21 protein-coding genes, 1 tRNA gene and 2 pseudogenes are annotated in these 20,331 nt (G+C 71.7%); 10 read left to right on the forward strand and 14 right to left on the reverse strand.

Annotated elements, in window-relative coordinates; all coding sequences use genetic code 11:
* From VFZ39_RS06930 to VFZ39_RS06950, 5 genes and pseudogenes are all read right to left on the reverse strand, one after another.
* A pseudogene (locus tag VFZ39_RS06930) lies at nucleotides 1–242 on the reverse strand (1-acyl-sn-glycerol-3-phosphate acyltransferase); the annotation flags it as partial.
* A gap of 8 nt (nucleotides 243–250) precedes the next feature.
* Nucleotides 251–1,096 carry a patatin-like phospholipase family protein gene (locus tag VFZ39_RS06935; protein ID WP_330865003.1) on the reverse strand — a complete coding sequence of 282 codons (846 nt, stop codon included), beginning with the start codon at nucleotides 1,094–1,096 and terminating at the stop codon, nucleotides 251–253.
* Between the two features lie 9 nt (nucleotides 1,097–1,105).
* On the reverse strand, nucleotides 1,106–1,444 hold the full coding sequence (locus tag VFZ39_RS06940) for a DUF3817 domain-containing protein (RefSeq protein WP_330865004.1): 339 nt from the start codon (nucleotides 1,442–1,444) through the stop codon (nucleotides 1,106–1,108).
* A complete protein-coding gene (locus tag VFZ39_RS06945) occupies nucleotides 1,441–2,175 on the reverse strand; it encodes an SURF1 family protein (protein WP_330865005.1) in 735 nt (244 codons plus the stop codon). The genes VFZ39_RS06940 and VFZ39_RS06945 overlap by 4 nt, the downstream gene beginning before the upstream one ends.
* The gene (locus VFZ39_RS06950; RefSeq protein ID WP_330865006.1) at nucleotides 2,172–2,636 is read right to left on the reverse strand and encodes a cell division protein CrgA; all 465 of its coding nucleotides are present in this window, start codon (nucleotides 2,634–2,636) and stop codon (nucleotides 2,172–2,174) included. Before VFZ39_RS06950 ends, VFZ39_RS06945 begins: the two co-directional genes overlap by 4 nt.
* A gap of 45 nt (nucleotides 2,637–2,681) precedes the next feature.
* On the opposite strand from VFZ39_RS06950, the gene VFZ39_RS06955 reads away from it, so the two are divergent.
* Nucleotides 2,682–3,428 (forward strand): DUF881 domain-containing protein, encoded by a 747-nt coding sequence (locus VFZ39_RS06955; RefSeq protein WP_330865007.1) that lies wholly within the window; start codon nucleotides 2,682–2,684, stop codon nucleotides 3,426–3,428.
* Between the two features lie 79 nt (nucleotides 3,429–3,507).
* Here the strand turns inward: VFZ39_RS06955 and pknB are convergent, their stop codons facing one another.
* The 7 genes from pknB to VFZ39_RS06990 are packed head-to-tail and all read right to left on the reverse strand — an operon-like array spanning nucleotide 3,508 to nucleotide 12,108.
* Entirely contained in the window at nucleotides 3,508–5,259 is a 1,752-nt protein-coding gene (gene pknB, locus VFZ39_RS06960) for a Stk1 family PASTA domain-containing Ser/Thr kinase (protein ID WP_330865008.1), read from the reverse strand.
* On the reverse strand, nucleotides 5,256–6,722 hold the full coding sequence (locus VFZ39_RS06965; protein WP_330865009.1) for a serine/threonine-protein kinase: 1,467 nt from the start codon (nucleotides 6,720–6,722) through the stop codon (nucleotides 5,256–5,258). The genes pknB and VFZ39_RS06965 overlap by 4 nt, the downstream gene beginning before the upstream one ends.
* Complete coding sequence (locus tag VFZ39_RS06970; protein ID WP_330865010.1) at nucleotides 6,719–8,191, reverse strand: peptidoglycan D,D-transpeptidase FtsI family protein; 1,473 nt, start codon at nucleotides 8,189–8,191, stop codon at nucleotides 6,719–6,721. The genes VFZ39_RS06965 and VFZ39_RS06970 overlap by 4 nt, the downstream gene beginning before the upstream one ends.
* The gene (locus tag VFZ39_RS06975; protein ID WP_330865011.1) at nucleotides 8,188–9,621 is read right to left on the reverse strand and encodes an FtsW/RodA/SpoVE family cell cycle protein; all 1,434 of its coding nucleotides are present in this window, start codon (nucleotides 9,619–9,621) and stop codon (nucleotides 8,188–8,190) included. Before VFZ39_RS06975 ends, VFZ39_RS06970 begins: the two co-directional genes overlap by 4 nt.
* Nucleotides 9,621–10,892 carry a PP2C family protein-serine/threonine phosphatase gene (locus VFZ39_RS06980; RefSeq protein WP_330865012.1) on the reverse strand — a complete coding sequence of 424 codons (1,272 nt, stop codon included), beginning with the start codon at nucleotides 10,890–10,892 and terminating at the stop codon, nucleotides 9,621–9,623. Before VFZ39_RS06980 ends, VFZ39_RS06975 begins: the two co-directional genes overlap by 1 nt.
* 12 nt (nucleotides 10,893–10,904) lie before the next feature.
* Complete coding sequence (locus VFZ39_RS06985; protein WP_330865013.1) at nucleotides 10,905–11,390, reverse strand: FHA domain-containing protein FhaB/FipA; 486 nt, start codon at nucleotides 11,388–11,390, stop codon at nucleotides 10,905–10,907.
* Entirely contained in the window at nucleotides 11,383–12,108 is a 726-nt protein-coding gene (locus VFZ39_RS06990) for a DUF3662 and FHA domain-containing protein (RefSeq protein ID WP_330865014.1), read from the reverse strand. The genes VFZ39_RS06985 and VFZ39_RS06990 overlap by 8 nt, the downstream gene beginning before the upstream one ends.
* A 170-nt stretch (nucleotides 12,109–12,278) precedes the next feature.
* Here VFZ39_RS06990 and VFZ39_RS06995 point away from each other — a divergent pair.
* The 5 genes from VFZ39_RS06995 to VFZ39_RS07015 all read left to right on the forward strand — a co-directional run bounded on the left by VFZ39_RS06995 (nucleotide 12,279) and on the right by VFZ39_RS07015 (nucleotide 16,673).
* Nucleotides 12,279–12,362, forward strand: a tRNA-Leu gene (locus VFZ39_RS06995).
* 187 nt (nucleotides 12,363–12,549) lie between these two features.
* Entirely contained in the window at nucleotides 12,550–12,960 is a 411-nt protein-coding gene (locus VFZ39_RS07000) for a PGPGW domain-containing protein (protein ID WP_330865015.1), read from the forward strand.
* Between the two features lie 33 nt (nucleotides 12,961–12,993).
* Nucleotides 12,994–14,535: an HD domain-containing phosphohydrolase gene (locus VFZ39_RS07005; protein ID WP_330865016.1), complete on the forward strand. Its 1,542-nt coding sequence runs from the start codon at nucleotides 12,994–12,996 to the stop codon at nucleotides 14,533–14,535.
* Between the two features lie 44 nt (nucleotides 14,536–14,579).
* Entirely contained in the window at nucleotides 14,580–15,731 is a 1,152-nt protein-coding gene (locus tag VFZ39_RS07010) for an MFS transporter (RefSeq protein WP_330865017.1), read from the forward strand.
* 117 nt (nucleotides 15,732–15,848) lie between these two features.
* Nucleotides 15,849–16,673 (forward strand): hypothetical protein, encoded by an 825-nt coding sequence (locus tag VFZ39_RS07015; protein WP_330865018.1) that lies wholly within the window; start codon nucleotides 15,849–15,851, stop codon nucleotides 16,671–16,673.
* Here the strand turns inward: VFZ39_RS07015 and VFZ39_RS07020 are convergent.
* Nucleotides 16,645–17,259 carry a GNAT family N-acetyltransferase gene (locus VFZ39_RS07020; RefSeq protein WP_330865019.1) on the reverse strand — a complete coding sequence of 205 codons (615 nt, stop codon included), beginning with the start codon at nucleotides 17,257–17,259 and terminating at the stop codon, nucleotides 16,645–16,647. The genes VFZ39_RS07015 and VFZ39_RS07020 overlap by 29 nt on opposite strands.
* Nucleotides 17,256–18,653, reverse strand: a complete 1,398-nt coding sequence (locus VFZ39_RS07025) for an MFS transporter (RefSeq protein WP_330865020.1) — start codon at nucleotides 18,651–18,653, stop codon at nucleotides 17,256–17,258. Before VFZ39_RS07025 ends, VFZ39_RS07020 begins: the two co-directional genes overlap by 4 nt.
* Before the next feature lie 116 nt (nucleotides 18,654–18,769).
* On the opposite strand from VFZ39_RS07025, the gene VFZ39_RS07030 reads away from it, so the two are divergent.
* The 4 genes and pseudogenes from VFZ39_RS07030 to VFZ39_RS07045 form a co-directional block, all read left to right on the forward strand.
* Entirely contained in the window at nucleotides 18,770–19,357 is a 588-nt protein-coding gene (locus tag VFZ39_RS07030; protein WP_330865021.1) for a TetR/AcrR family transcriptional regulator, read from the forward strand.
* 53 nt (nucleotides 19,358–19,410) lie between these two features.
* Nucleotides 19,411–19,710 (forward strand): metal-sensitive transcriptional regulator, encoded by a 300-nt coding sequence (locus VFZ39_RS07035; protein ID WP_330865022.1) that lies wholly within the window; start codon nucleotides 19,411–19,413, stop codon nucleotides 19,708–19,710.
* A 25-nt stretch (nucleotides 19,711–19,735) separates the two neighbouring features.
* Nucleotides 19,736–19,939: a heavy-metal-associated domain-containing protein gene (locus VFZ39_RS07040; protein WP_330865023.1), complete on the forward strand. Its 204-nt coding sequence runs from the start codon at nucleotides 19,736–19,738 to the stop codon at nucleotides 19,937–19,939.
* Nucleotides 19,936–20,331, forward strand: a pseudogene (locus VFZ39_RS07045) (hypothetical protein); the annotation flags it as partial. The gene VFZ39_RS07040 and the pseudogene VFZ39_RS07045, both read left to right, overlap by 4 nt.

The following is a 20,331-nucleotide window of genomic DNA, read 5'->3' on the forward strand; positions in this document are numbered from 1 at the left end:
GTCCGCACCCGGCGGCCGAGGCCCGAGGAGAACCAGAGGCCCCACAGCACCAGCAGCAGCAGCGCCTCGCAGGTTGCGTAGAGGATCACGATCCACAGCAGGCGCAGCGCCCGCCACCGACCGGGCAGCACGGGAGAGACCAGCGCGGCGACGATCAGCCAGGCCGGGAGCGTCACCCACACCAGGGCCGTGAGCACCACCACGGCTGGAGCCACCACCGCCCGCCGGACGGCCCACAGCATCGCTCGCTTCACGAGCGTGCCGGCCCGTCCGAGCCGTCGAGCCTGTCGAGGTACGCCGTGCTGGCGTCGTACGTCGCCTCGATCCGCGCCTCGACACCGCGGAAGTCCCGGTGGGAGAGCAGGGAGTCGTCTTTCGGGCCGGTGCCGCGGGCGGGCAGCACGTGCGCCTCCACACCCGCTGGCAGCTCCGACATCTCGCGCTGGAAGCGGTGCCGCCGGGCGATCTCGAACGACACCCGGGCGACCTCCCACGGCCGGCGCGGCACCGACAGCGGCCGGTCGATCCGGCCGACCTGCAGCACGAACAACCGGGTGGCTCCCAGCTGCACGGCCCGAGCGACCGGGATCGAGTTGACGATGCCGCCGTCGAGGAAGTGCTCGCCGTCGACCTTGGCCGGTGGCAGCAACCCTGGTACGGCGGCGCTCGCGAGCACCGCGTCCACGAGCCGACCGGAGTCGAACCAGTGCTCGGCGGCACGCTCGATGTGGGCGGCGCACACCTGGAACCGCACCGGCAGGTCCTCGATCCGGGTGTCGCCGAACTCCTCCTCGAGCCGCTGGCGCAGCGGCTTGGGGGAGTAGATGTGGGTGCCGGTGGACACCGCCCGCCGCATCGTGCGCAGCGGCCGGTCGCCGTAGACGTCGCGCGAGCTGCTGACGGTCAGCCACAGCTCGATCAGCCGGTCGATGACCGACACGCTGGGCTCGCGCGCCACCATCGCGCCGTTGAGGGCGCCGACGCTGGTGCCGAGCACCAGGTCGGGGGTGATGTCGTGCTCGAAGAGCGCCCGCAGCATCCCGACCTCGGCCGCGCCGAGGACACCGCCACCCCCCAGCACGAACGCGGTGGACACGGCGCCGTCTCAGGCCGACGCCAACTCGGGGTGCTCGGAGCGCAGCCGGCGTACGACCTGCCGTTCCACCCAGAAGATCAGCAGCGGGATCAGCCCGGCGACCAGCACCGTGGCGGTGAAGCCGAGGGTCCAGCCCGCCCGGCGTGACAGCAGGAAGGAGACCACGACGTACACGATGAACACCCAGCCGTGGACGAGCCAGACGATGCTGGCCTGCTCGCCGAACTCCTGTGCCGAGGAGCCCTCCGCGGCGAAGTACTTGAGCGGGAACGCGACCAGTGCGCCGAACGCGAGCAGCACGCCGACGACCATCGCGAGGGCGCGGTACGCCGTGAGCAGGTTCTTCACGCCTCCGACCCTACTGACCCGGCTGCCCGGGCCCGGTCCTGGCGTACGTCGAGCAGGTACCGGACCCACACGAACACCGCGAACGCACCGAAGATCCACCACTCCAGTGCGTAGAAGAAGTTGCGGGCGCCCGTGAGCCGCCCGGCCTCCGGCAGCTGCTCGAGCGTGGCCGCGGCGAGGCCCGCGGTGGGCTCGGTCGCCACGACGTAGCCGCTGAAGAGGTCCTGGTCGACCCGTTGCACGAGGTCGGCCACCCGCAGCTGGGGCAGCACGTCGTCGGCCGGGTCGTCGTCGACGGCGCCGGTCCCCTCGGTCGGCTGGAGCCACCCGGCCACCTCCGCGGTGCCGGAGACCGGCTCCGCGTCCGGGGTGTCGCTGACCCCCCGGACCACGGGCAGGGCGGCGTCCGACCCGTCGACGGTCAGCGGCGTCACCACCCAGTAACCGGCGTCACGTGAGACGTAGACGGTGGCATCCGGCACCCAGGTCCCGGCGACGGTGACCGGCTGCCCGACCCGGTCGCCAGGGAACGGATCGTCTGGCCCGAGCACGCTCGTGAGGGCCACGGGGTCCGACCGCGTCAGGTCACGGGCAGCGGAGTCGCGCTCGTCCTGTCCGACGTCGAACTGCCAGGCACCCAGGAACACCGCGACACCGAGCAGCACCAGCACCAGCAGGTGTCCGGGCCACCAGCGGGGCGCCCAGGGGCGGAAGCCGGGCGCGCCGGTCACTCCCAGCGGGTGGCGAACGTGAAGCCCACCGCCATGAAGGCGATCCCGACCACGAGGTTGTACTGCTCGAGGTCGTTCATGACCGGGATGTTCGAGGGGTCGTTGCTGAACACGTAGTAGGTGCAGATCCAGAGGAGCCCGATCAGGAAGCACGCGACCATGCCGACGACCACGCCGCGGCCGCGGCCGAGCGGGGTGCTCGGGTGCGCTGAGACGCCCAGACCGATCAGGAGCAGGCCGAACCCGATCAGGTAGTTCCAGTTGCCGAGGTCGGCCATGAACGCCGGGCTGCCGGGATCGGGCGCCGGGATCACGGTCGGGTCGACGCGCACGGCGACGTAGTAGTAGACGATCCAGGCGATGCCGAGGACCGCCAGCACGATCGCGACGACGAACCGCGGTGTGACCAGCGGTCCCGTCGCGAGGTCGCCGTACTCCTGCTTGGCCTTGGGCTTGGACACCAGTTCTCCTCGGTCGGGTAGGACGCGGGGGTTAGCGTAGTCGGCATGCCCGGCGAACCCCACGCGCGCCCCCCGCGCTCCCGCTGGCGGCTCGGCACGCCGCTGGTGATCTTGGCGTGCGGCGCCCTGTTCGTCACGAGCGCCACCAACAGCGAGGGGACCGACCTCCGACCGGGCCGCTACACAGACCTGGCTTCCCTGGTCGAGGCCGAGAACCAGGAGTACGAGGAGCTGCAGGCGCGCGTGCAGGAGCTCGACGGTGACGTCGAGCGGCTCACGAACCGGGTCGGGACCAAGCAGGTGCGGGAGATCCGGCAGCAGGTCAACGAGCTCCGCGCGCCCGCGGGGCTCACGCCGGTCGCCGGGCCCGGGGTGACCGTCACCCTGTCGGACGCCCCCGCTGAGGTCATCAACTCCTCGAGCCGCGACATCAAGCTCCTGGTCGTGCACCAGCAGGACATCCAGGCGGTCGTCAACGCGATGTGGAAGGGCGGGGCCGAGGCGCTGACCCTCCAGGGCAAACGGGTGATCACGACCACCGGCATCAAGTGCGAGGGCAACGCGGTGATGATCCAGGGCATCGCGTACCCCCAGCCCTACACGATCTCCGCGATCGGCAACCCGCAGCAGCTGCTGAACGCGCTCGACGACGACGACTACCTGGAGGCCTACCGCCGCGGCTCAGCGCTCCCCGACGTGTCGGTCGGCTGGGACCTCGAGGTCGAGGAGCAGCTGGAGATGCCCGGCTTCGACGGCATCTCGCCGCTGACGTACGCCGAGCCGATCCGCTGACCTGCACCCGACCGGCACCGGCCGCTGTTCACCGGCGCCGCTCGACGGGTCTGACACCGCGCCGGCCCCGCGACCTGCCCTAGGGCGGCTCCCCGATGGTCGGGGTGTCTGTCACCGTGGGGTCAGATGTCTCGGTCGAGGTCTCGGTCTCCGTGGGTGACTCGGTCGGCTCCTCGAACGCCGAGACCACGATCGTGACGGTGGAGCCGTCGGGGGCGGTGGAGCCGCCCTGCGGGCTCTGCCGGATGACCGTGCCCCTCGGCTCGGTCGTGTCGGTCGTCTCCACCACGTCCACCTCGAAGCCGGCCTCGGTGAGCAGCCGTTCGGCCGCGGCCTGCTGCCTGCCGACGACGTCCGGGACCTGCTCGGGGCCGTCGGAGTAGTAGACCGTGACGGTGCTGCCCTGGGGCACGCTCGTGCCCGGAGCCGGGTCGGTCTCGATGACCTGCCCCTGCGGCTCGTCGGACTCCTGCTCCCGCATGATCACGTTGAAGTCCTGCTCCTCGAGGATCGCCCGAGCCTCACGTCTCGGCTGGTTGAGGACGAACGGCACCTCGACCAGCGGCTTCCCCTCGGACACCACGACGGTGACCTCGATCCCGGGGTCGACGAACTGGTCGGCGTTCGGGTCCTGCTCGAGCACCCGGCCGGCCCGCACGCTGGGATCGGTGCGGTACTCGACCACCACGTCGAAGCCGGCCGCGCCGAGCTCGGACCGCGCGGCGGCCTCCTTGAGTCCGATCACGTCGGGCACCCGAGTCTTCTCGGGCGGTGACTCGAACAGCCGCGGCAGCAGGTACGCCGCCCCCGCGATCAGCAGCACCAGCAGCAGACCCAGCAGGAAGAGCAGGCCGGCGCGCGACCGGCGACCCTCGTCGTCCTCCTCGCTGACGGTGGGGGTCTGGAGCGTGCTCGGGTCGACCGGCGCAGCCGCCACCATGGTCGGGTCCTCGACCACCGGCGCGGGTGGCGGCGCGGCGTGGACGGGCCGGCCGGCGAGGTAGCGCTCGATGTCGCTGCGCATGGCCGCGGCCGACTGGTATCGGTCCTCGACCCGCTTGGCGAGCGACTTCATCACGATCGCGTCGACGTCGGGCGGCAGGTCGGTGTCGTGGTCCGAGGGCGGGTCGGCCGGCTCCCGGACGTGCTGGTAGGCCACGGCGACCGGGCTGTCGCCCACGAAGGGAGGCCGTCCGGTGAGCAGCTCGTAGAGGAGGCAGCCGGCGGAATAGACGTCGGAGCGGGAGTCGACGGTCTCGCCCCGCGCCTGTTCGGGGGAGAGGTACTGGGCGGTGCCGACGACGGCCGCCGTCTGGGTCATCGTGGAGGAGGCGTCGGAGATGGCGCGGGCGATCCCGAAGTCCATCACCTTGACGTCGCCCGACGGGGTGAGCATCACGTTGCCGGGCTTGATGTCGCGGTGGATGATCCCGGCCCGGTGCGAGTAGTCGAGCGCCGACAGCACTCCGCTGGTGATCTCCAGCGCGCGCTCGGGCAGGATCTTGCGGCCCTCGCGCAGGATGTCGCGCAGCGTGCGGCCGGCGACATACTCCATGACGATGTAGGGCTGGGCCACCCCGGAGCCGTCGGTGGCCGGCTCCTCGCCGGTGTCGTAGACGGCCACGATCGCCGGGTGGTTGAGGGAGGCCGACGACTGCGCCTCCCGGCGGAACCGGGCCTGGAACGTCGCGTCGCTCGCGAGGTCCGTGCGCAGTCGCTTGATCGCGACGACCCGCCCCAACCGGGTGTCGATGCCCTTGCGGACCTCGGCCATCCCGCCTCGGCCCAACAGCTCACCGAGCTCGTAGCGTCCACCGATCAGGGCGCTCACCCAGTGCCCTCCTCGTCTGTCTGGTCGGTGCCAGGGCTCTCGCTCCCGGGCGGGGCCTTGCCCCAGTGCTCCACCACGACCGTGTCGCCCTCCTGCAGCCCGGACGTGGGGCTGACCGACTCCACGGTGTCGTCCTCGTGGCTGCCGTCGTTGTCCAGCCTCTGCTTCTGGACCTTCAGGCCCAGCGCCCTGAGCTCGCCCTCGACCTCCTTCACGTCCCGACCGACGTAGTCGCCCTCGTTGATGTCGAAGGTCTCGGCCTCGGTGGGCGACTCCTCCGGCGTCTCGCTGGGAGACTCGGTCGCGGTCTCGCTCGGCGACTCGGTCGGCGTCTCGGTGGGGCTCTCGCTCGGACTCTCGGTCGCCGAGGTCTCAGGCGTGGTCGGGTCGCGCGGCTCGGTGTCGTCCTCGCCCCGCGTGGCGATCACGATCAGCGTGATGATGGCGGCGACCACGGCGAGCGCGAGCAGCACCCACAGCCACGGGAAGCCCCGTCGGTCGGAGTCCGGCGGTGGGACCGGGGTGGCCAGGGTGCCCGGGCCCCCCGCAGCGGTGGCCGGGAGCACCTGCGTGGCGGCTGCGGGCGGGGGTACGACGGCCGCGACCGTGGCCGGGTCGCGCAAGGCCGCGGCGTACGCCTTCGCGTCGGGGAACCGGGCCTCGGGGTCCTTCGACATGGCCCGGGTGACCACGGCGGCGAGGTCGCGCGGCACGCTCTCCGGCAACGGCGGCACCGGTTCGCGGAGGTGGGCCAGCGCAGTCGCGACCGGCGTCTCGGCGACGAACGGCCGCTTGCCGGTCAGGCACTCGAAGGTGACGACGCCGAGCGAGTAGACGTCTGAGGCGGGGGTCGCACGGCCGCCTTGTGCCTGCTCGGGGGAGAGGTACTGCGGCGTTCCCATGACCTGGCCGGTCTGGGTCAGTGCCAGGCCCTCGGTGGCGCGGGCGATCCCGAAGTCGGTGACCTTCACGCGGCGGTCGGGCGTGATGATCAGGTTGCCCGGCTTGACGTCGCGGTGGACGATCCCGGCGTCGTGGGCGGCCCCGAGCGCGTCACCCGCCTGCGCCATCAGGTCGCGGGTGGCCTCGGGATCCAGCGGCTGGCCGGGGCGGATCAGTGCCGAGAGCGGCTGGCCGTCCACGAGCTCCATGACGAGGTACGGCAGCGGCCCACCACCGTCCGTCGAGGTGGCCTCGCCGAAGTCGTAGACCGCGGCCACGCCCGGGTGGTGGAGCGAGGCGGCGTGCTGGGCCTCGGCCGCGAACCGGGTGCGGAACATCTCGTCGTCGGCGTACTCCGACTTCAGCACCTTGACCGCCACCACGCGACCCAAGATGGTGTCGGTACCCCGCCACACCTCACCCATACCGCCGGTCGCGATCCGCGACTCGAGGCGGTACCGGCGCGCGTCGTCGGCGAACCGCTCCGGTCCGTTTCCGACAGCGCCGTCCTGGTCGCTCACGGCTCGATCACCGCCTCCATGACCGCCTTGGCGATCGGTCCGCCCAGCGCGCCTCCGGCGATCTCGCCGCGCTCGGTGCCGGGGGCGCTCTGGATCATGACGGCCACCGCGACCTGCGGGTCATCGGCCGGGGCGAAGGAGGTGAACCACGCGTACGGCGGGACGTCGTCCTGCCCGCTCTGGGCCGTGCCGGTCTTGCCGGCCACCGAGACGTCGTCGATCGCGGCGGGACTCGCGGTGCCGGACTCGACGGTGTAGACCATCAGGTCCGTGAGCACGTCGGCGGTCTGGGCGGAGATCGCGCGCGAGATCTCCTCGGGGTCGGTGCTCGGCAGCGGCTCGAGCTCTGGAGTGAGCACGGTCTCGACCAGGTACGGCCGCATCACGGTGCCGCCGTTCGCGATCGCCGCGGACACCATGGCCATCTGGAGCGGGGTCGCCTGGACCTCGAACTGTCCGATGCCGGTCTGTCCGGTCGACGCCTGCCCCATCTCCTCGGGGAAGCTGGACTGCGCCTGCGGGGCGAGGTCGTCGAGGTAGGAGCTGTTGAACCCGAACGCCTCGGCCCGCTCGAGCATCTTGTCCGCGCCGACCTGGACCGCCAGCCGCGCGAACGTGGTGTTGCACGAGTTGCCCATGGCCTGCGTGAACGGGATCTTGTCCGAGCCGCAGTCGCGACCCTCGTTGTCGATCAGGCCCGACTCGCCGCGGGTCTCGGGCAGCTGGTAGGTCGACCCACCCGGGACCTGAGAGTCGGCCCGGTAGTCGAGCTCCTCGATCGCAGCCGCCGCCGTCACGATCTTGAAGGTCGACCCAGGCGCCAGCCGGGTCTGGATCGCCCGGTTGACCAGCGGCTGGTCCTCCCGCTCGTTCAGCTCCTCGTAGGTGTCGGCCACGGCGGCGAAGTCGTGGCTCGCCAGCTCGTTGGGGTCGTACGTCGGCAGCGAGACCATCGCCAGGATCCGGCCGCTCGACGGCTCGATGGCCACCACCGCACCCTGGACGTCCTCGCCGAGCGCGGCGAGTCCGTCGAACGCGGCCTCCTGCGCCGCCGCATCGACCGTGAGCTGGACGCTGCCGCCCTTCGACGACGCGTTGCTGAGCAGGTCGACCAGCCGGGTGACGAACAGCCGGGAGTCGTCGCCCGAGAGCACGGCGTTGTGGGACTTCTCGATCCCGGTCTGGCTGTAGTAGGAGAACCAACCGGTGATCGGCGCGTACTTGTACGGCTGCGGGTAGGTGCGCTGGAACTCGTAGCGGTCGTTGCTCCTCACGCTCTCGGCGACCGGCGTCCGGCCGACCAGGATCGCGCCGCGCTCGCTCGAGAAGGCCGCCGCCAGCACCCGGCGGTTGAGAGGGTGCTCGTCGAGCGCCGACGCCCGGTAGTACTGCAGGTAGGTGGCGTTGATCATCAGCGCCAGGAACAGCAGCAGGCAGAAGATCGCGATCGTGCGGATCGGCTTGTTCATGACGGCACCCTCACCGCCTTGACGACCTGGGTTGCCTCAGAGTCGGCGTCGAGCGCCGTCATCTGGGGCGCCGGGCGCCGGGCCTGGTCCGAGATCCGCAGCAGCAGCGCGATGATCACCCAGTTGGCGACCAGGCTGGAGCCGCCGTACGACAAGAACGGCGTGGTGAGGCCGGTCAGCGGGATCAGCCGGGTGACCCCGCCGATCACCACGAAGACCTGCAGCGCGAAGACACCGGCGAGCCCGACGCACACCAGCTTGCCGAAGCCGTCGCGACAGACCAGCGCCGCGCGCAGAGCGCGCTCGACGATGAACCCGTAGAGCAGCACGACGGCGATCACCCCGGTCAGGCCGAGCTCCTCGCCGATCGAGGCGACGATGAAGTCGGAGTTGGCGTAGGGCACCCGCTCGGGACTCCCCTCGCCGAAGCCGCGGCCGATCAGGCCGCCCCAGCCCATGCCGAACATCGCCTCGACCGGCTGGAACGCGCGGTCGTCGGTGCCTTCGCCGTAGTGGTCGAACGGGTTCAGCCAGATGTCGACACGCTGCGCGACGTGCGCGAGCTTCCCGGTGGTCGAGGAGATGTAGTAGAGGACGGCCGCGCCGCCGAGGAAGAGCGAACCGCCGACGACCAACCAACCCGGCCGCTCGGTCGCCACGTAGAGCAGCACCAGGAACAGGCCGAAGAACAGCAGGCTGGAGCCGAGGTCGCGCTGGAAGACCAGGATGCCGAGGCTGATCAGCCACATCGCGAGGATCGGCCCGAGGTCGCGGCCGCGAGGGAGGTCGACGAACAGCAGCCGCCGGCCGGCCAGTGCGAGCGCGTCGCGATGGACCACGAGATAGCCGGCGAACGCGATGACCAGCAGCACCTTGGCGACCTCGCCGGGCTGGAGGCTGAAGCCGGCGAGCCGGATCCAGATCTGGGCGCCGTTGACGGTCGCCCCGATGCCAGGCACCAGCGGGAGAAGCAGCAGCAGGATCGCGACCAGGCCCAGGGTGTAGGTGAAGCGCTGGAGCACGCGGTGGTCGCGCACGAGGATCAGCGTCGCCACGAAGAGCAGCACCCCGACCGTCATCCAGATCAGCTGCTGCTGCGCGAACCCGTGGGGCTTGCCCGCCGCTTCGTAGGCGAGATCGAGCCGGTGGATGACGGCGAGGCCGAGCCCGTTGAGGGCGGCCACGACCGGCAGCAGCACCGGGTCTGCGTACGGCGCGGTGATCCGGACGACGATGTGCGCCCCGATCACGAGGACGGCGAGCCAGCCGGCGTACGCCACCATGTTGGTGGGGATGGTGCCCTCGACGCCGAGGCCGACGGCGGCGTACGCACCGGCGCCCACGGCGAGTGCGAGCACGAGCAGGAACAGCTCTGCCCAGCGTCGGCGGCGGTGGACGAACCCGAGCAGGGTGCCGGTCTGCTGGGACATCAGGCGCCCGCCGATCCGGTGTCCTCGGACACCAGGTTGGCGACCGTGCGCCGGGCCGCGTCGAGGTCCCCGGCGCCGATCCCTTCCTCGACCTGGCCCCGGTCGTACTGGCTCAGCGAGTCGACCTCCAGGTCCGTGGTCTCGTACGGGCTGGAGAGCTCGACGCCCGGCAGGTCCGCGTTGACGCCGCGGAAGATGGTGACGACACCCTCGTGCTCACCGACGTAGTACTGGTGCTGCGTCCACGCCCACGCGGCCGCGCCGCCGGCCCAGACCAGCCCGACCAGCACGAGCAGCGCCAGGAAGCGGCGGACCCACGCGAACCGGTGGGGTGGCCGAGGTGCGTAGCGCACTTCCTCCGGGTCGATCGGGTCGGACGGGATCGCGAACCCGATGTCGTCGGGGATCTCGGCCCGCACCGGCTCGAGCTCACCGGTGTCACCGGAGCGGTGGCCCCGGAAGAGGCTGGTCATGCCGGCACCGCGAGCCTTGCGAGGCAGGTCGGCGGCGGCGCCGACCAGCATCGTCTCGGCGTCGGCGTCGAGGTCACCCTCGACGACGTCGGCCACCAGGCAGGTGACGTTGACGGAGCTGCCGGCCGCGAGGCTGGCACGCACCAGCTCGACGGCGGCGAAGTCGGCGTTGCCGCTGCGCAGGATGTCGGCGAGCCGCTCGTTGTCGAGGACACCGGACGCCCCGTCGCTGCAGAACAGCAGCCGGTCGCCCGGGGTGACCTCGACGGAGAACAGGTCTGGCTCGAGGTCGTGGGTCCCGTCGATCGCCTTGAGGATCAGGTTGCGGTGCGGGTGGTGCCGCGCCTCCTCCTCGGTGATCTGCCCGTCGTCGATCAAGGTCTGCACGAACGTGTGGTCCTGGGTCAGCTGGATCAGCTTGCCGTCTCGCAGCAGGTAGGCGCGGCTGTCGCCGACGTGACCCATCGCCAGGGTCTGCCCGTCGAAGAGCGCGACCGTGGCCGTGGTGCTCGTGCCGGCGAGCGAGGGGTTCTCGTCGACGAGCTCGCCGATCCGGTCGTGTGCGCGGTGGAGCGCGCCGGCCACCTGACCGAGCAGGTCGGCGTGCTCCTCGTCTGTGACGGGGCCGTCGTCGAGCCGGCGGAGCTGGCCGATCGCCGTCGCCGAGGCGATGTCGCCCCGTGCGGCGCCGCCGACGCCGTCGCAGACGGCGAGCAGGTGGGGGCCGGCGTACCCGGAGTCCTGGTTGTCCTTCCGGACGCGGCCGACGTCGGATATCGCGGCGTAGTCGAGGCGCATCTGAGTGACCAGCTACTTCCGCAGCTCGAGGATGGTCTTGCCGATCCGGACCTGCGTGCCGAGCGTGATGGTGGTGGGCTGCGTGATGCGCGCGGTGCCGACGTAGGTGCCGTTGGTGGAGCCGAGGTCCTCGACGAACCACTGGTCGGCGGAGGCTGCGATCCGCGCGTGCCGGGTGGAGACGTAGTCGTCGTCGAGCCGGATCGCGGCGTCGGCACCGCGGCCGATCAGGATCGGCGCCTGGTCGAGCTCGGCCCGCTCGCCGACGTTCGAGCCCTCGACCACGAGGACGTGGGTCGGGCTGCCGCGGCGCTTCGCCGGGGGCTTGCTCGGCTTTCCGGCCTTGCTCGGCTTGGGCCGGCCGGCTGCTCCGCGGGCGCCCTCCGGCACCCGGGCGCCGAACATGTCGGAGCGGACCACCGAGATCGCCGACAGCACGAAGATCCAGAGGATCGCGAGGTAGGCGAGCCGGATGAGGAACAGCGTCAGCTCAGACAACCCCGCCACCCCCGACCGGCTCGGTGACGACCCGCACGGTCAGGGTCGTGTTGCCGATCCGCACCTCGGAGCCGTCGCGCAGGCCGGTCGAGGCGACCCGGTGCCCGTCGACGAGCATGCCGTTGGTCGACCCGAGGTCGCGCACCCGCAGCTGCAGGTGCTCACCGGTGCCGGCCACCTCGAACTCGATGTGCTTGCGACTGACGCCGGGGTCGTTGATCCGGATGTCGGCCTCGGTGCCGCGGCCGACGACGGTGCCGCCCGGGTGCAGCGGGTGCTGGGTGCCGTTGACGTCGACCAGGGCCGTGGCCCGGCGTACCTGTGTCTGCGTGGCGTTGCTCTGCACCTGCGCCTGCGCCTGGCTGCGGATCCGGAACCGTCCGGTGGTGAGGTCGTCGGCGGACTCGAAGTCGATCCGGATCGGACCGGGGAACACGTATCCCTGGCTGTCGGCGTGCTCCTGCAGCTGACCCCGGAGCTCCGCGGCCAGCGTGGAGTCGTATGCCGAGAGCCGGTCGAGGTCGGTCTGCGAGAGCTCGACATGGAAGAGGTTCGGCACGAGCCGGCGGTCGCGCGAGAGGATCTGTGCGTTGTTGTTGCACTCGCGCTGGAGTGCGGCCGCGATCTCCACCGGCTGCACCGCGCTTCGGAAGGCCTTGGCGAAGGCGCCGGAGATCGCCTGCTCGAGTCGTCGCTCGAAGTTCTGCAGTGCACCCACGCGTCGCCTCCTTCCCACCCCCGCCGGTCATGCTCGGTCCCGAGGACGGGAGCCTACGGTGGTCGAGCTTGTCGAAGACCGATCGTATCGGTGCGCCCGAGGCATCCCTGGGACCGCCGGCGCCGGTTTGGGGATGGTCTCAGCGCTGGGATAGCCTTGCGGCGCTTCTCGCGCGAGTGGCGGAATAGGCAGACGCGCACGGTTCAGGTCCGTGTGTCCGAAAGGACGTGGGGGTTCAACTCCCCCCTCGCGCACACAGTGACGCCAGCCCCGGGCCAGCTCATCCGCTCCGCGTGCGGACCCGGGTTTTGGTCGGGCGACCAATGCGTTGCTACCGTTCGGGCAGCCTTTGCGCACCACCATCCGCAGTACCCGCTCTGATGGTGAGCCCCTGACTCGGACCGGGGCAGTCTTCGTCCCGACCCACCAGGAATCGCCTGCATGAGCACGTCCACGATCGCCCTTCGGCTCAGCCCCCTCCGCGCACACCTCGAGAACCTCGGTTCCTGGGCGCGACGTGGGCCGGTCCGCGCGCTCGTGACGAAGCTCGTGCTCAGCGTGGCCGGCGTGGCCGTGATGCTCGTGGGGCTGGCCATGCTCGTGCTCCCGGGACCGGGCGTGGTCGTCATGGTCGCCGGGCTGGGCCTGCTGGCGGCCGAGTGGGAGTGGGCGCGGCGCATCGTGCGTTCCGGCGGAGCGATGGTGAAGCGGCTGCGTCAGGCGCTCATCCCTGAGGGCTGCTCCGCGCGACGCAAGGCAGCCGCAGGCGTCCTCGCCGGTGCGGTGATGGTGCTGGGCGCGGTCGCGACCACTGCGGTCACCGCGCTGCTGGGCGCGACCACCGTCCTGTAGCCCGCGCACCCGCCGCGGGTGCATCCTGAGCAGGTGTTCCGCCTGCTCGGGCTGCTGGCCGGGCTGGCCGGCGTCACCGACCTGGGGACCGGTGGCCAGCCCGACGAGTCCCTGCACCGGTGCGTGCTCGCGGCCCGGCTCGCCGACGCGGCAGGCTGCGACCCCGACGAGACCCGAGACACGGTGCTCGTCTCGCTGCTCCAGCACGTCGGCTGCACGGCGTACTCCTTCGAGAGCGGTCGAGTCTTCGGTGACGACCGGGCCGTCACCCGAGCCTTCCTGATGGCCGATCCGAGTTCACTCACCGATCTACTGGGCACCTTCGTACCGCGCGTGGCCGAGGCGACTGGGCGCTCGCGACCCGCGGTCGCGGTCAACCTGGCCCGCACGCTCCCCACGACCGCCCGCGAGGCCCCGGTGGCGACCTGCGAGGTCGCGCAGGAGGCCGGGCGGCGGCTGGGGCTCTCGACCTCGGCGCAGCAGGCGCTGGGTCACATGACGGCGATGTGGAACGGGAAGGGCTTCCCCCGCGCTCGCGGTGACCAGATCCCGCTCCCGGCCCGGATCATGCACGTGGCCGCGGCCGCGACGATGTTCTGGGAGCTCGGTGGCGAGGAGGCTGCGACGGCGCAGGTACGACGCCGCTCCGGCGGCGAGCTCGACCCCGCGCTGGCAGACCTCTTCCTCGCCAACCCCGCCGGCTTGTTGGCCGGCCTGGACGGGTCCGACCCGTTCGCCATGGTGCTGGCCGCGGAGCCGGACCCGGTCGAGCGGGTGGATGACGAGCGGATGCTCGAGGTCGCGCGGACCTTCGGCGACCTGGTCGACCTCAAGAGCCCGTGGCTGCACGGCCATTCCGGTGCGGTCGCGCGGCTCGCACGCGGGGCGGCCGATGCGCTCGACCTGTCGGAGGCGGCGCAGGTCGAGGTGGCCGGCTACCTGCACGACGTGGGTCGCGCGGGTGTCCCCAGCAGGATCTGGGACATCCCGCGCGAGTGGACCACCACCGAGCGCGACCAGGCCAGGCTGCACGCCCACCACACCGAGCGGGTGCTGGCGCGGGTGCCGGAGCTGGCGGGCGTCGGGGAGCTGGCGGCCGCTCACCACGAGCGGTGTGACGGGAGCGGGTACCACCGCGGCCTGCGGGCCGACCGGCTCCCGATCGGAGCGCGGGTGCTGGCGGCCGCGGACGCGTGGCGCACGCTGGTCGAGGACCGGCCGCACCGACCCGGGCTCGACGAGCAGCGGGCGCGGCAACGGCTCGAGGCCGACGTACGAGCGGGACGGCTCGACGCGGACGCGGTCGAGGCCGTGCTGCACGCGAGCGGTGATCGCACGCGGCGGCCGGCGGCCACGGCCGGTCTCACGGCGCGGCAGCTGGAGGTGCTCCGACTGGTGACGCGGGGGCTGTCGAACCGGGAGATCGCGACCAGGCTCTCGATCTCGCCACGCACGGTGGACCGGCACGTGGCGGACGTCTACACGCGGATCGGCGTCAGCAGCAGGGCGGCCGCCGCGCTCTACGCGGTCGAGCACGGCCTGCTGGAACCTGATCCACCCGGGCGATCTGGGTAGAACCACCCATGACCGCTGGCGCTGGCACGCCGGACGATGCGGTCATGACCCAGGCGCTCACGACCCGAGAACCACTGCTCACCGGCCGGTTCATCGCGCTGGTCGTCGCCGAGCTGGCCTACTTCACAGCCGACGGCATGGCGATCCTGGCTGTGCCGCTGCTGGTCACCGGGCCGCTCGACGGGTCGGCGTTCGGAGCCGGCCTGGCGTTCGGGGCGTTCGCGGCCAGTGCCCTGGTCGCGCGGCCGGTCGTCGGCCGGCTCTGCGACCGGTGGGGGCGGTTGCCGCTGCTCACGGGAGGTGCGGGCCTGGCGGCGCTGGGACTGGTCCTGACGGCGTACGCCGACAGCCTGGCCGCCGTGATCGGGCTGCGGCTGCTGCTCGGGGTCGGGGAGGCCGCCTTCTTCGTCGCCCTGCTCGCAGCCCTGGTCGACCTGGCGCCGCCCGACCGCCTGGGCGAGGCCGTCAGCTACAACTCACTGGGCCTCTACCTCGGCATCACCCTCGGGCCACCGCTCGGCGAGGTCCTGCTGCACACGGCGGGTTTCACCGCGCTCTGGTGGGCGGCTGCCCTGCTCGCAGTGCTGGCGCTGGCGTTCGCCCAGCTGGTGGGCGAGACGCGTGACGCAGCGGCGACCGACGAGCCGGGCGGACTGATCCACGTCCCTGCCATCGCGCCGAGCCTGGGCTTCCTCACCTCGGTGGTGGCGATGGGCGGGTTCCTCGCCTTCGCCGCGCTGCACGCGCGCGAGTCCGGCGTGCCCAACCCGAGCCTGCCGCTCGTGGTCTACGGCGGCACGGTCGTGCTTGGCCGGGTCGCCTTCGCCCGCTACGTCGACCGCGTCGCGCCGCTGCGCCTCGGATCCGCAGCACTCGGCGTCATGGGCCTCGGCCTGTGTGTGCTGTGGGTCGTCCCGACCCCGGCCGGTGTTCTCATCGGCAGCGCCGTGACCGCGCTCGGCGTCGTGTTCAGCACACCGGCGTTCTTCTCAGCCATCTTCTCGACCGCCGGCCCGGCCACCCGTGGGGCGGCCTCGGCGACCGCCAGCATCGCGCTCGACCTCGGACTCGCGGGCGGACCGTTGCTCGTCGGAGTCCTCGCCGGCGGCCTCGGACTCTCCGGTGCGTTCGCCGTGTGCGCCGCCGTCACTGCACTCGGCATGGCTTGGACCTGGGCGCTCTCTCAGCGCGGGTAACGGTGCCGCGGCTGCGCTCCCCACCTGCTGCAACGGGGGTGGAGCGCACTTCCGGCACCGTTACGCGCGGATCCGGCGGTCGGGTCAGCGGGTGGCGGTCCGGGCTAGGTTGCCGTCATGAGGTGCGGCGGGACACTGCTGGTGCTGACGGCGCTCCTGGCCGTCGGGTGCTCGGCGGACCAGCCATCGGAACGGGACGACGGGCCACCGCCCGAGGTCTCCATCTCGGTGACCCAGCTGCTGCCGGACGAGGGCACCAGCAAGGCGCTGCTGCGCGTGACCAACGAGAGCGACTCGCCGCTCAGGATCACGGGCACCGGCCTCGACTGGTCGGGGTACGGCGAGAGGTTCGTCCGGCCGCAGGACGACGAGCTGGCGGCCGGTCAGACCCTGGACCTGCGAACGCTGCTCCCGGACGAGGTGTGCGACGCCGCGGACGAGCCGGTTGTCGCGGTCCTCAAGACGGATCGCGGACCGGTGTCGCAGCCGCTCACGGCCAGCGGCGAGGTCTACCTGCGACGGCTCTGGGAGAAGCGGTGCTTCGAGCAGACGCTGGCCGACCAGGTGTCGATCTCCTACGCGCCCGGCTGGGTCATCGACGAGCAGCGCGAGTCGCTCGACGGGGACCTGCTGCTCCGGCGCCAAGGTGGCGACCTCACCGTCGCCGTGACCGGCGCGGCGGGGTCGGTGCTGCACGACCTCGCCGTCCGCCGACCGACCGAGAGCACGCCGGACCAGCCGGTGACGCGCGTGCCGCTCTCCATCACCCCCGGCAACCGGTGCGACGAGCACGCGATCGGCCAGGCCACGGCTCCGTTCACCTTCCAGATCGTGGTCAGCATCGAGGGCGGGCCCGACCAGGTGGTGCTGGTGGTGCCGCCGGTGCCGATCCAGAAGCAGGCCTCCGCCCTGCTCACGCTCCACTGCGACCGGCGGGGCTGACCCGCCCCCTGCCCGGTGGGCGCCACCGGAGCAGCTGCATGTCGGTCGTCCCGGGCTCGAGTCCTTCGTCGACGTACCCCGCCCGCTCAGCAACCCGGCGCGCGGCGGCGTTCGCGGGACGGGTGCGCACGACGACGTCGCAACCCGGCGCCACCTGCGGTGCCAGCTCGCCGACCTGGCGCAGCACGGCACCGGCGAGCCCGCGGCCCTGGGCCTCCGGCGCGAACCGGAAGTACACGTTCAGGACCGGCCGGCCGGCGACCGTGTGGTGCTGGACGCCGCCGAGGCCCGCGACGGACCGCCCGTCGTCGCCGGCCTGTGTCCCGGCCACGGCACCGGGCCACGCATCCGGCACGAGCACGGTCCAGTACCCGAAGCCGTGCCGCGCCCAGTGCTCCACCATGGGCGCGATGAACACCTGCGTGTGGGCGAGGTCGGGATGGGTCTCGTGTGGGTCGTGGACGTAGACCCGGGGGTCGCCGTGCACGGCCAGGACCGCGGGCGCGTCGTCGGCGGACAGCCGACGCAGCAGGACGCCGTCGCGCTCCTCGAGCCGAGCCCACCACGGGCGACCCCCGGATGTCATGCCGTCGCGTGGTCGGCGGAGCGCACCGGCGTCACGAGGGCGACCACCAGGACGGCGGCGGCCAGCGCGACGATGCTCGCGAAGGTGAAGCCGTCGGCGAGCCGGGCGGCGTTCGACCCGACGAGGCCGGCTGCCGCGATGCTCGAGACCGCCGAGACGCCGATGGCGGCGCCGAGCTCGTGGCAGGTGCTGAGCAGCCCGGACGCGACACCCGCCTCGTGGAAGTCCACCTGGGCGAAGGTCGTCGTCGAGGCCACCACGAAGACCGCGCCGATCCCGACGGCACCCGCACTCACACCCGTCACCATGGCAGTCGTTCCCGACCACAGGGAAGGCACCGCCAGCCCCGCGGCAGCGACCAGGAGCGCCGTCGAGCCGAGCACCCGGGGCCCGAGCCTGCCGATGATGCGGCCGCCGAGCTGGGCGCCGAGCACCGTGGCCCCGGCCACCGGCAGGAACAGCAGGCCGGTCGCCAGCGGGCCGAAGCCCTCGGTGTGCTGGAGGTAGAAGGTGCCCAGGAAGAACACGGAGATCATCAACGCGGTGGCGACCCCGATCAGCAGCAGGCCGGTCATCACCGTCCGTCGACGCAGCAGGCCGAGGTTCAGCAGCGGGTCGGCACTCGCCCGCTGACGCAGCCCGAACGCGACGTACAGCAGGACTCCCACGACCACGGGTAGGGCGGTGGCGAGGCTCAGCCAACCGCGATCGCCGGCATTGACGAGCGCGTAGATCACCGAGCCGGTCGCGAGCGTGACCAGGACGGCGCTGACGACGTCGAGCCGCCGCACGGATCCGCCGGACACGTCACGCGGCAGGGTTCGGAGCAGCGCGAGCACGAGCGCGACGCCGACGGGGACGTTCACGTAGAAGACCCATGCCCAGCCGAACGCCGAGGTGAGGACGCCGCCGAGGAGCACACCGATCGCGGCGCCGGCGCCGCCCAGCGCCGACCAGAACCCGAGGGCCCGGTTGAGCTCGGCGCCCTCGAAGGTCCGCACGATCACGGACAGGGCGGCGGGGGACAGCAGCGCGGCTCCGGCGCCCTGGGCCATCCGGCTCGCGATCAGGACCTCGGCGGTCGGAGCGAGACCGGTGACCAGCGAGGCGATGGTGAAGACCGTGAGCCCGGTCAGCACCACCTTCCGGCTCCCCAGCAGGTCGGCTGCCTTGCCGCCGAGCAGCATCAGTCCGCCGAAGACGAGCGTGTAGGCGCTGACCACCCAGGTCAGAGCCTCCCGCGACAGCGTCAGGTCGCGTCCCAGGTCGGGGAGAGCGACCGCGACGACCGTGATGTCCACGATCAGCATCAGCTGGGCGATTCCCAGCAGCCGCAGGGTTCGCCAGCGGCGCGGGTCCAGTCCGCTCGTGGTGTCCGAAGAGTTCGTAGTCATGGCGTGGATCCTCATAACTCGACAGTGGTGTTCGAGATACTAACCCGAACATCAGTGTTCAACAAGAGGAACATGTACAGTGGAGTACGAGTACGCGGCGACAAGAGGAGCTGGGGATGACGACGCAACCGGTGACGAGGACGCCGCCCAAGCGGGCCGACGCGCGCAAGAACATCGCGGCGATCCTGGAGGCGGCGACCGAGTGCCTGGCGCGCGATCCCGACGTGAGTGTCAACGAGATCGCCAAGGCCGCCGGCGTCGGCCGGGTCACCCTCTACGGGCACTTCGAGTCCCGGGCAGCGCTGGTCGCGGAAGTCGTGGACCGCGTCATGAGCCAGAGCGAGGAGGAGCTGGCTGCCGTGGACCTGAGCGGGGATCCTCGTGACGCGCTGGCCCGCCTGATCGAGACGACCTGGGAGATCACCCACCGGTACGGCGCGCTGGTCGTGGCGGCCGAGGAGACGCTGACCCACGAGCAGATGCGCGAGGCGCACCAACGGCCGCTGGCCCGAGTGGAGCGGCTGATCAAGCGTGGCCGCCGCGAGGGTGTGTTCCGCAAGGACCTGCCGGTGGTCTGGATGGTGAGCACGGTCCAGTCGGTCGTCCACGGTGCCTCCATCGCCGTCCACCGCGGCGACGTCACCGCCGCCCAGGCTCCGCACCTGATCCGCGAGACCGTGCTGTCAGCCTTCGCCGCTCAGTAGCTGACCCGTCGGGGACTTGAACCCATACCCCCTATAGGTATATGGTCCGAAGCATGAGCGAGCACGTGCACGGCTACCTGGCCCACGACGACAAGGACAAGGTCCTCAAGCGACTGCGGAGGATCGAGGGCCAGGTCAGGGGCCTGCAGCGGATGGTGGAGGACGAGAAGTACTGCATCGATGTCCTGACCCAGGTCTCCGCGGCAACCAAGGCCCTCGAGTCCGTCGCGCTCACTCTGCTGCACGACCACCTCGCGCACTGCGTCGTCGACGCCGCCCGGGCCGGTGGCCCGGAGGCGGACGAGAAGGTCCGTGAGGCATCCGACGCGATCGCGCGCCTGGTCCGTTCCTGAATCAAGATTCCTGAAGAGGAGAACCATGACCACCCAGACCTTCACTGTCACGGGCATGACCTGCGGCCACTGCGTCGCCTCGGTCACTGAGGAGGTCTCCGAGATCCCTGGCGTCCGCAACGTCGACGTGACCCTCGAGACCGGCCAGGTGACGGTCACGAGCGCCGAGCCCCTCGACTCCGCCTCCGTTCGCGCGGCCGTCGAAGAGGCCGGCTACCAGCTGGCATGACCACGTCTGTCCGCGTCGCCGGCTACCTGCTCGGACTGCTGGTGGTGTTCCTCGCCGCCCGCGGGGTCGGAGCGGTGGCGGCACCCGAGCCCGCCCCGTCGCCCCCGATGGGACATGACGGCATGGGCGCGTCCGAGGGCGAGGACGAGCACAGCGGGACCGAGGACGAGTCCCACGATGACCACGAGGAGCCGGCCGCGGCCGACGGTCCGGGCGGGCTGGCCGTCGCTGACCAGGGCTACACGCTAAGGATCGTCTCTGTGCCCCGTCCGGGGAGCGACCAGCCGCTGCGGTTCGTCGTCGACGGGCCGGACGGGACGCCGGTCACGGCGTACGACGAGGTGCACGAGCGTCCCCTCCACCTTGTCGCGATCCGGCGTGACGGCGCCGAC

Source organism: Nocardioides sp. (assembly GCF_036374615.1).
Lineage (GTDB): Bacteria > Actinomycetota > Actinomycetes > Propionibacteriales > Nocardioidaceae > Nocardioides.

What these genes read in the sequence shown, in the direction of transcription:
- VFZ39_RS06980 (WP_330865012.1), bottom strand. Translation starts at nt 10,892, where the DNA reads ATGCGCCTCGACTACGCCGCGATATCCGACGTCGGCCGCGTCCGGAAG.
- VFZ39_RS06955 (WP_330865007.1), top strand. Translation starts at nt 2,682, where the DNA reads ATGCCCGGCGAACCCCACGCGCGCCCCCCGCGCTCCCGCTGGCGGCTC.
- VFZ39_RS07025 (WP_330865020.1), bottom strand. Translation starts at nt 18,653, where the DNA reads ATGACTACGAACTCTTCGGACACCACGAGCGGACTGGACCCGCGCCGC.
- VFZ39_RS06975 (WP_330865011.1), bottom strand. Translation starts at nt 9,621, where the DNA reads ATGTCCCAGCAGACCGGCACCCTGCTCGGGTTCGTCCACCGCCGCCGA.
- VFZ39_RS07010 (WP_330865017.1), top strand. Translation starts at nt 14,580, where the DNA reads ATGACCCAGGCGCTCACGACCCGAGAACCACTGCTCACCGGCCGGTTC.
- VFZ39_RS07000 (WP_330865015.1), top strand. Translation starts at nt 12,550, where the DNA reads ATGAGCACGTCCACGATCGCCCTTCGGCTCAGCCCCCTCCGCGCACAC.
- VFZ39_RS06970 (WP_330865010.1), bottom strand. Translation starts at nt 8,191, where the DNA reads ATGAACAAGCCGATCCGCACGATCGCGATCTTCTGCCTGCTGCTGTTC.
- VFZ39_RS07030 (WP_330865021.1), top strand. Translation starts at nt 18,770, where the DNA reads ATGACGACGCAACCGGTGACGAGGACGCCGCCCAAGCGGGCCGACGCG.
- VFZ39_RS07035 (WP_330865022.1), top strand. Translation starts at nt 19,411, where the DNA reads ATGAGCGAGCACGTGCACGGCTACCTGGCCCACGACGACAAGGACAAG.
- VFZ39_RS07040 (WP_330865023.1), top strand. Translation starts at nt 19,736, where the DNA reads ATGACCACCCAGACCTTCACTGTCACGGGCATGACCTGCGGCCACTGC.
- VFZ39_RS07015 (WP_330865018.1), top strand. Translation starts at nt 15,849, where the DNA reads ATGAGGTGCGGCGGGACACTGCTGGTGCTGACGGCGCTCCTGGCCGTC.
- VFZ39_RS07020 (WP_330865019.1), bottom strand. Translation starts at nt 17,259, where the DNA reads ATGACATCCGGGGGTCGCCCGTGGTGGGCTCGGCTCGAGGAGCGCGAC.